10 protein-coding genes are annotated in these 7,145 nt (G+C 72.5%); 6 read left to right on the top strand and 4 right to left on the bottom strand.

Annotated elements, in window-relative coordinates:
• The 5 genes from H5J29_RS15475 to mutM form a co-directional block, all read left to right on the top strand.
• On the top strand, positions 1-768 hold a 768-nt coding region (locus tag H5J29_RS15475), incomplete at its 5' end, for a MinD/ParA family ATP-binding protein (RefSeq protein ID WP_181781663.1).
• Positions 765-1,319, top strand: coding sequence for a YceD family protein (locus H5J29_RS15470; protein WP_181781662.1), 555 nt, complete (start codon positions 765-767; stop codon positions 1,317-1,319). The genes H5J29_RS15475 and H5J29_RS15470, both read left to right, overlap by 4 nt.
• Positions 1,320-1,377: 58 nt before the next feature.
• Complete coding sequence (rpmF, locus tag H5J29_RS15465) at positions 1,378-1,560, top strand: 50S ribosomal protein L32 (protein ID WP_093079637.1); 183 nt, start codon at positions 1,378-1,380, stop codon at positions 1,558-1,560.
• A gap of 10 nt (positions 1,561-1,570) precedes the next feature.
• Positions 1,571-2,308, top strand: a complete 738-nt coding sequence (gene rnc / locus H5J29_RS15460; RefSeq protein ID WP_181781661.1) for a ribonuclease III — start codon at positions 1,571-1,573, stop codon at positions 2,306-2,308.
• Positions 2,301-3,143 carry a bifunctional DNA-formamidopyrimidine glycosylase/DNA-(apurinic or apyrimidinic site) lyase gene (gene mutM / locus H5J29_RS15455; protein WP_181781660.1) on the top strand — a complete coding sequence of 281 codons (843 nt, stop codon included), beginning with the start codon at positions 2,301-2,303 and terminating at the stop codon, positions 3,141-3,143. Before rnc ends, mutM begins: the two co-directional genes overlap by 8 nt.
• Positions 3,144-3,146: 3 nt before the next feature.
• On the opposite strand, the gene H5J29_RS15450 is transcribed toward mutM, so the two are convergent.
• Both H5J29_RS15450 and H5J29_RS15445 read right to left on the bottom strand, forming a co-directional pair.
• Positions 3,147-4,181, bottom strand: coding sequence for a magnesium and cobalt transport protein CorA (locus H5J29_RS15450; RefSeq protein ID WP_181781659.1), 1,035 nt, complete (start codon positions 4,179-4,181; stop codon positions 3,147-3,149).
• 18 nt (positions 4,182-4,199) lie between these two features.
• Positions 4,200-4,709 carry a CAP domain-containing protein gene (locus tag H5J29_RS15445; protein WP_312858247.1) on the bottom strand — a complete coding sequence of 170 codons (510 nt, stop codon included), beginning with the start codon at positions 4,707-4,709 and terminating at the stop codon, positions 4,200-4,202.
• On the opposite strand from H5J29_RS15445, the gene H5J29_RS15440 reads away from it, so the two are divergent.
• Positions 4,605-5,210 carry a TetR/AcrR family transcriptional regulator gene (locus H5J29_RS15440; protein ID WP_312858246.1) on the top strand — a complete coding sequence of 202 codons (606 nt, stop codon included), beginning with the start codon at positions 4,605-4,607 and terminating at the stop codon, positions 5,208-5,210. The genes H5J29_RS15445 and H5J29_RS15440 overlap by 105 nt on opposite strands.
• Here H5J29_RS15440 and H5J29_RS15435 read toward each other — a convergent pair.
• Positions 5,190-5,999, bottom strand: a complete 810-nt coding sequence (locus tag H5J29_RS15435) for an alpha/beta fold hydrolase (protein WP_181781658.1) — start codon at positions 5,997-5,999, stop codon at positions 5,190-5,192. The genes H5J29_RS15440 and H5J29_RS15435 overlap by 21 nt on opposite strands.
• Before the next feature lies 1 nt (position 6,000).
• On the bottom strand, positions 6,001-6,996 hold the full coding sequence (locus tag H5J29_RS15430; RefSeq protein WP_181781657.1) for an LLM class flavin-dependent oxidoreductase: 996 nt from the start codon (positions 6,994-6,996) through the stop codon (positions 6,001-6,003).
• Between the last annotated feature and the right edge of the window lie 149 nt (positions 6,997-7,145).

Raw genomic sequence — 7,145 nt, 5'->3', positions numbered from 1 at the left:
AGCCACCTGGCCGGGACGCACCGGGTCGCCGTCACGTCGCTCAAGGGCGGGGTGGGCAAGACGACGGTGACCGCCTGCCTGGGTCTCGCCCTCGCCGAGCACCGGGGCGACCGGATCCTCGCCCTCGACGCCAACCCCGACGCCGGAACCCTCGCCGACCGGCTGACCGGCCACACCGACCGCACCGTCCGCAACCTGCTCGACGACCTCGCGGCCATCGACTCCTGGACCGCCGTCTCCCGCTACACGAGCCTCGCCGGGCGCCTGCAGGTGCTCGCGAGCGAGCAGGACCCCGCGGCGGGCGAGGCCTTCACCCGCGACGAGTACCTGCGCGCCGACGCCGTCCTGGCCCGGTTCTTCAGCGTGATGCTCACCGACTCCGGCACCGGCATGGTCCACTCCGCGATGGCCGGGACGCTCGACGTCGCCGCCTCCCTCGTCGTCGTCGGCGCCCCGACCGTCGACGGGGCCGGGCGGGCGAGCAAGACCCTCGACTGGCTCGTCGCGCACGGCCACGACCGGCTGGTCCGAGACGCCGTCGTCGTGCTGGTGGGCGACGGCAGCCGGGAGATCGACGCCGAGGCCCTGCGCGGGCACTTCGCAGGCCGGGCCCGTGCCGTGATCGAGGTGCCGCACGACCCGCACCTGGCCACCGGCGGCCGCATCACACCCGCCCGGTTGCGCCCCGCCACCCGGGCGGCGTTCCTCGACCTGGCCGCCGCCGTCGCCGAGCGGTTCCCGGCGCGCGTATCCTCGACGCCGATATGAGCACACAGCCCAATCCCTGGCTCTTCTCCACCCGTGAGATGGGCCGCCGTCCCGGCATCATGCGCACCGTCACGCGCACGATCCCCGCCCCGGGCGCCGACGACCCCGACGCCGCGATCGGCCTCGTCGGGGTCCTCGCCGTGCCGCCGGCCAGCGACATCGTGCTGGACCTGCGCCTGGAGTCGGTCAGCGAGGGCGTGTACGTCTCCGGGACAGCCGCGGCGCACCTGGTCGGGGAGTGCTCGCGCTGCCTGGACGAGCTGGCCGAGGACGTCGAGGAGCGCATCGAGGAGCTCTTCGCCTACCCGGACTCGCTCACCGAGGAGACCACGGACGCGGACGAGATCCCGCGGGTCGTGGACGAGCACGTCGACCTCGAGCAGACCGTCCGGGACGCGATCGCACTCGACCTCCCGCTCGCGCCGCTGTGCAGCGAGGACTGCCTGGGTCTGTGCCCGGAGTGCGGGGAGAGGCGGGCCGATCTCGGGCCCGAGCACCGGCATGAGAGTATTGACCCTCGGTGGGCCGCTCTCCGTGAGCGCCTGTCCTGACGAACCCGAAGTATCGACGTCGTAAGACCTCTCGAGCGATAACCGTAGGAGATCTACCGTGGCCGTACCCAAGCGCCGGATGTCGCGGTCCAACACGCGCTCTCGCCGGGCGCAGTGGAAGGCCACCGCGCCGTCCCTCGTCGCCTGCAGCAACCGCGCCTGCCGCGAGCCCAAGCTGCAGCACATCGCGTGCCCCGTCTGTGGGCAGTACGACGGCCGCCAGGTCGTCCGCCCCGCCTGAGTCGCGCGGGGTGGGGGAGAAGAGCGTCACGGGGCCGCGTGAGGACCGCGCCCCGTTGCTGAGTGCACTCGGTGTCGAGATCGGCACCGAGCTGCTCACCCTGGCCCTCACGCACCGCTCGTACGCGTACGAGAACGGTGGCCTGCCGACCAACGAGCGCCTGGAGTTCCTGGGCGACTCGGTGCTCGGCGTGATCGTCACCGAGCGGCTCTACCGCGACCACCCCGACCTGCCCGAGGGGCAGCTCGCCAAGCTCCGCGCCAGCGTCGTGAACATGCACGCGCTGGCGGGGGTGGCGGCGACGCTGTCCGAGGGCGGGCTCGGGGTGTACGTGTCGCTGGGCCGGGGCGAGGAGCTGACCGGGGGCCGCGAGAAGGCCAGCATCCTGGCCGACGCGACGGAGGCCCTGATCGGCGCCGTCTACCTGCAGCACGGCCTCGAGACCACCCGTGGGCTGGTGCACCGGCTGTTCGAGGGACTCCTCGAGGGCGCGCCGCTGCTCGGCGCGGGCCTGGACTGGAAGACCAGCCTCCAGGAGCTCACCGCCTCCGAAGGGCTCGGCGTGCCCGAGTACCGGATCGAGGAGGAGGGTCCCGACCACCTGAAGACGTTCACGGCCACGGCCGTCGTCGGCGGGCGGGAGCTGGGCTCCGGCGAGGGGCGCACCAAGAAGGAGGCCGAGCAGAAGGCCGCCGCCCTCGCCTGGCGCACGATCACGGACGAGACCACCTCCACCTCGAGTGCCTGAGCTCCCCGAGGTCGAGGTCGTCCGCCGCGGTCTCGCGGACCACGTCCTCGGCCGGACGATCACCGAGGTCCTGGTCGACCATCCGCGCGCGGTGCGCAGGCACGTGGCGGGCGGCGAGGACTTCGCGGCCCGGCTGAAGGGCCGCACGATCACGGCCGTCCGGCGGCGGGGCAAGTACCTCTGGCTCGAGATCGGCGAGGACGAGGCCGTCATCGCCCATCTCGGCATGTCCGGCCAGATGCTGGTCGCCGCCGCCGAGCAGCCCGCCGAGAAGCACCTGCGCATCCGGTTCACCTTCGAGAGCGGCCCCGAGCTGCGGTTCGTCGACCAACGGACCTTCGGTGGGCTCTCGATCCATCCGCTGGTCGACGGCGTGCCGGAGCCCGTCGCGCACATCGGCCGCGATCCGATGGACCCCCTGTTCGACCTCGACGCGGCGGTCGCCGGGATGCGTCGCCGTCGCACGGAGGTCAAGCGGGCCCTGCTGGACCAGACGATCGTCTCCGGGATCGGCAACATCTACGCGGACGAGGCCCTGTGGCGGGCCCGGCTGCACGGCCTGCGGCCCACGGAGAAGCTGACCCGCAAGCAGGGGGTGGCCGTGCTGGAGGCGGCGTCCGAGGTGATGGTCGAGGCCCTCGGCCAGGGCGGCACCTCGTTCGACGCCCTGTACGTCAACGTCAACGGCGCCTCGGGCTACTTCGACCGCTCGCTCAATGTGTACGGCCAGGCCGACCGGGCCTGTCGCCGCTGCGGCACCCCGATCGTGCGGGAGCCGTTCATGAACCGGAGCTCGTACTCCTGCCCCCGGTGCCAGCCCCGACCACGCCCCTGAGCCTCAGAGCCAGCCGCGCCTCTTGAAGATCACGTAGAGCAGGCCGGCGAGGCCCACCATCAGCCCGACGGCGAAGGGGTAGCCGAGGGCCCAACCGAGCTCGGGCATGTGCTCGAAGTTCATCCCGTAGATCCCGGCGATGAGCGTCGGTGCGAAGGCGATCGCCGCCCAGGACGACACCTTCTTCATCTGCTCGTTCTGCACGTACCCGGCCTCGGTCAGCCGGGTCATCTCCTCGTTCTGGCGTTGCGCCACGAGCGTGGAGTTCACCGTGAGGATGTTCGCGAGCAGGTCGCGAAGGCCCTGCGTGCGCTCGCGGACCCGGGTGGCGTGGTCGTTCACGTCCCGGAAGAGGCGGTGCAGCTCCAGGTCCGGGTCGTCGCTCTTCTTGGACAGCCGCAGGCGCAGCTCCTCGAAGATCTCCGCCAGCGGGTCCACGGCCCGCTGGAACTCGATGACCTCGCGGGAGAGCTCGTAGATCCGCTGCGACACCGCGGGATCGCCGCCCCACACCTGGGACTCGATCTGGTCGACGTCGTCCTGGAGGCCGTCGAGGACCGGCCCGTAGTCGTCGACGATCTTGTCCAGCACCCCGTAGAACACCGCGAACGGGCCGTGGGAGAGCAGCTCCGGGTCGTTCTCCAGGCGCTGTCGGACGGCGCTGAGGTCCGGCTCCTCGGCGTGGCGCACCGTGACCACGAACCACGGCCCGAGGAAGAGGTGGATCTCGCCGAGCTCGACCTCCTCCCGGTCGTCGAGGTACCGCGCGGGCCGGAGCACCACGAAGTCGGTGTCGCCGTAGCGCTCCAGCTTCGGGCGCTGGTGGCCGTGCAGGGTGTCCTCCACGGCCAGCTCGTGCAGGCCGAACTCCTTCTCGACCTCGGCGATGTCCGCCTCGGTCGGGCGCAGCATGCCGATCCAGCAGAAGGCGCTCCGCTGCGACCCGCACTGCGCCAGCGTCTCGACGGTCTGGTCGAGCGACTCGGGCTCGCGCGAGCGACGCCCGTCGACGTACACCGCGTTGTCGACCACCGTCATGGTCGGGAGCGTAGTCGGCTACCGCCCGAAGTCCTGGGTCCAGTAGGCCCCGTCCGGGGCGTGGCCGACCCCGATCGTGCGGAGCGAGCAGTCCTCGATGTTCTCGCGGTGGCCGGGGGAGTCGAGCCAGGCCGCGACGACCTCGTCCGCGGTGTCCTGGCCCATCGCGATGTTCTCGGCTCCCGGGTCCTCGTAGCCTGCGGCCCGCAGCCGGTCGGCGAAGTCCCTGCCGTCGAGCGAGTCGTGGGCGAAGTAGCCGCGGGCGGCCATGTCCTCGCTGTGCGCCTGGGCCGCGGCGGTGATCCGGTCGTCGGGCTGGAGGGGGTCGCAGCCCGCGCGCTCCCTGGCCTCGTTGGTGAGCGCGACGACGCGGGCGACCGGGCCCGTGGCGACCGGGATGTCCGTGGTGGGCAGGGTGCGGTCGTGGCGGCCCGCGCGCTCACCTACTTCCAGATCCCCGGGTTCGGCGAGAACCTCGCGGCGGTCAACGGCTGGGATCCCGCCCCGCTGGCGACGCTGCGCGCCCACGGCGTGGGCATGCGGGCGATCGCCGAGGCGGCGAACATCCAGGCCGCGTCGCTCTACCACCACTTCGCGAACAAGGAGGAGCTCCTCCTCGAGTCGATCTACGTCGTCGACCGGGACCTCGTGGTGGACCAGCTCCCGCTGCTCGACGGGCCGGGCGACCACCGCGAGCGGCTGGCCCACCTGGTCGCGGGCCACGTCCGCCACATCGGCGCGAACCGGGACGCCTGGTGGGTGGCGGGTCGGGAGCTGCGCGCGCTGACCCCGGAGAGGCTCGACAGCGTGCAGCTGTACCGGCGGCGCTACCAGCACGCCATCGCGGAGTTCCTGGCGGCGGGGACCGCGGCGGGGGAGTTCGACTGCCCCGATCCGCGGCTGGCTTCCCTCGCCCTGCTGGACATGATCAACGGGCCGAACGAGTGGTACGAGCCGGGCGGCAGGCTCGACATGGACGAGCTCGCCGCCCGGTACGTGGACCTGGCGCTACGCCTGGTCCGCCGCTAGGAACCGGAGCAGCTCGGCCTGGTAGGTCGCCGGGTCCTCGAGGAACGGGGTGTGTCCCACCCCGGGGAGCTCCACGAGCCGCCCGTCCCGGCACAGCTCGATGCCCGCCCGTGCGCCCGCGAGAGGGACGAACGCGTCGTCCGTGCCGTGCAGGGACAGCACCGGGACGGTGAGGTTCGCGAGGATCTCCCGCTGGTCGGAGTCGATCAGGGTCCGCAGGGTGTCGGGGGCCCGCGCGCCGGAGGCCAGGAACTGCAGCCAGAGGGACTGCATGAGGTCGTCGGACAGCGGCTTGGCCACGGCGGCGTTCGCGATCATGCGCATCGTCGCCGCCCGGTCCGCGCCCATGGCCGCGATCATGGCCTCGGTGTCCGCGGCCGCCCCGCCGTGGGGCCACCCGTCGGTCGGGGTGTAGCGCGGGGTCGCGGCGCCGGTGAGGACGACGCCGGAGATCGCGTCGCCCAGCTCGGCGGACGCGGCGACGACCGCCGCACCTCCCAGCGACCAGCCGTTGAGCACCGGGCGGTGCAGGCCGAGGTGGCGGACCAGCGCGGCGATGTCGGAGCCGATCGCGGCCACCGAGACGTCGTCGAAGTCCCGGTCGGACCGCCCGCAGGCGCGGTGGTCGAGCAGCACGACCTCGTGGCCCGCCTTCAGCAGTGCGATGAGCGTGGTGTCCCAGCACTCGCTGCTCGCGCCCCAGCTGTGCACGAGCACGACCGCCCGCCCGCCGGAGCCGCGGTGGTGCTCGTAGTAGACGTTCTTGCCGTCCCGCTCGAGGAATGCCATGTCAGAGCCTCTCGTGGAGCTGGGGGATCACCTTGGTGGTCAGGTACTCGATGCGTGCCGAGCCGGAGTCCACCGGCTCACCGGGCAGCTGGGCCCAGAAATGCACGTCCTTGATCTGCGGGCGCTCCCGCAGCAGGGCGGTGTACTCGGCGACGGCCTGCGCCGCGTCCATCAGGACGTACGCGCCCGCGTCGAGGATCTGCTGCGGGTCGGTGAACCGCGGCACGGCGTCCGGCGGGCCGAAGGCACCCCAGGAGATGTACTCGTTGAGCTGGTAGAGGGCGTGCTCGCCGATCGCGGCCCAGGTGCGCTCGGGGTCCTCGGCCACGACCGCCCACTGGCCCGCGTAAATCTCGGGGTCGGCCTTGCCGAGGGCGGCGCACGCGTCGAGGTAGGCCTGCTGGTGGGCGTTCTGGGTGGAGAGGAAACCGTCCGCGATCCGCGCGGCGCGGGCGATCGCGGGCTCGGCCATCGCCCCGACCAACAGCCGGGGGACGGTCTCGGGACGGGGGGTCACGGCCAGGCCCTCGGCCAGGTCGTAGCGCTTGCCGTGGAACCCGCTCGCGTCCCCGGCCCACGCGCGCCGGATGACGTCGACGCCCTCCTCCAGCAGGCTCGGCCGGTTCACCAGGCGCTGCCCGAACGCCGCGAACTCGCGCTCCCAGTACCCCTGCCCGACGCCGAGGTCGAACCGGCCGCCGGTCAGCAGGCTCAGGGTCGCGGCATCCTCCGCGAGCCGCACCGGGTCGTGCAGCGGCGAGACGATCAGGTTGGTCCCGATCCGGATGCGCGAGGTCCGCTGGCCGATCGCCGACGCGAGCACGAAGGGGGAGGGGCTGTAGCCGTCGGGGCAGAAGTGGTGCTCGGTGAGCCAGACCGACCCGACGCCCTGCTGCTCGGCCCAGGTGATCTGCTCGAGCACCTCCTGGTAGAAGGCGCCGAACGGGCGCTCCGGATCGGGGTTGCGGAAGTCGTACCAGAGCCCGAACACCGTCACCGTGCACCTCCGTGGTCCGCCGGTGTGGAGCCTCCCGAGGGTGCGCGGGCGTGTCACCCCTCCTGGTACGGGGCGGTTGTGGAGATTCCCAAACGCCTGTTCACCCCCGCCGGGTGCCCGGGCGACGGGGGCTCAGCGCCAGGCGCCGC

It is taken from the genome of Pseudonocardia pini, assembly GCF_013870575.1.
Taxonomy (GTDB): Bacteria; Actinomycetota; Actinomycetes; order Mycobacteriales; family Pseudonocardiaceae; genus Pseudonocardia; species Pseudonocardia pini.
This window is presented reverse-complemented; position numbering and strand designations above follow the sequence as displayed.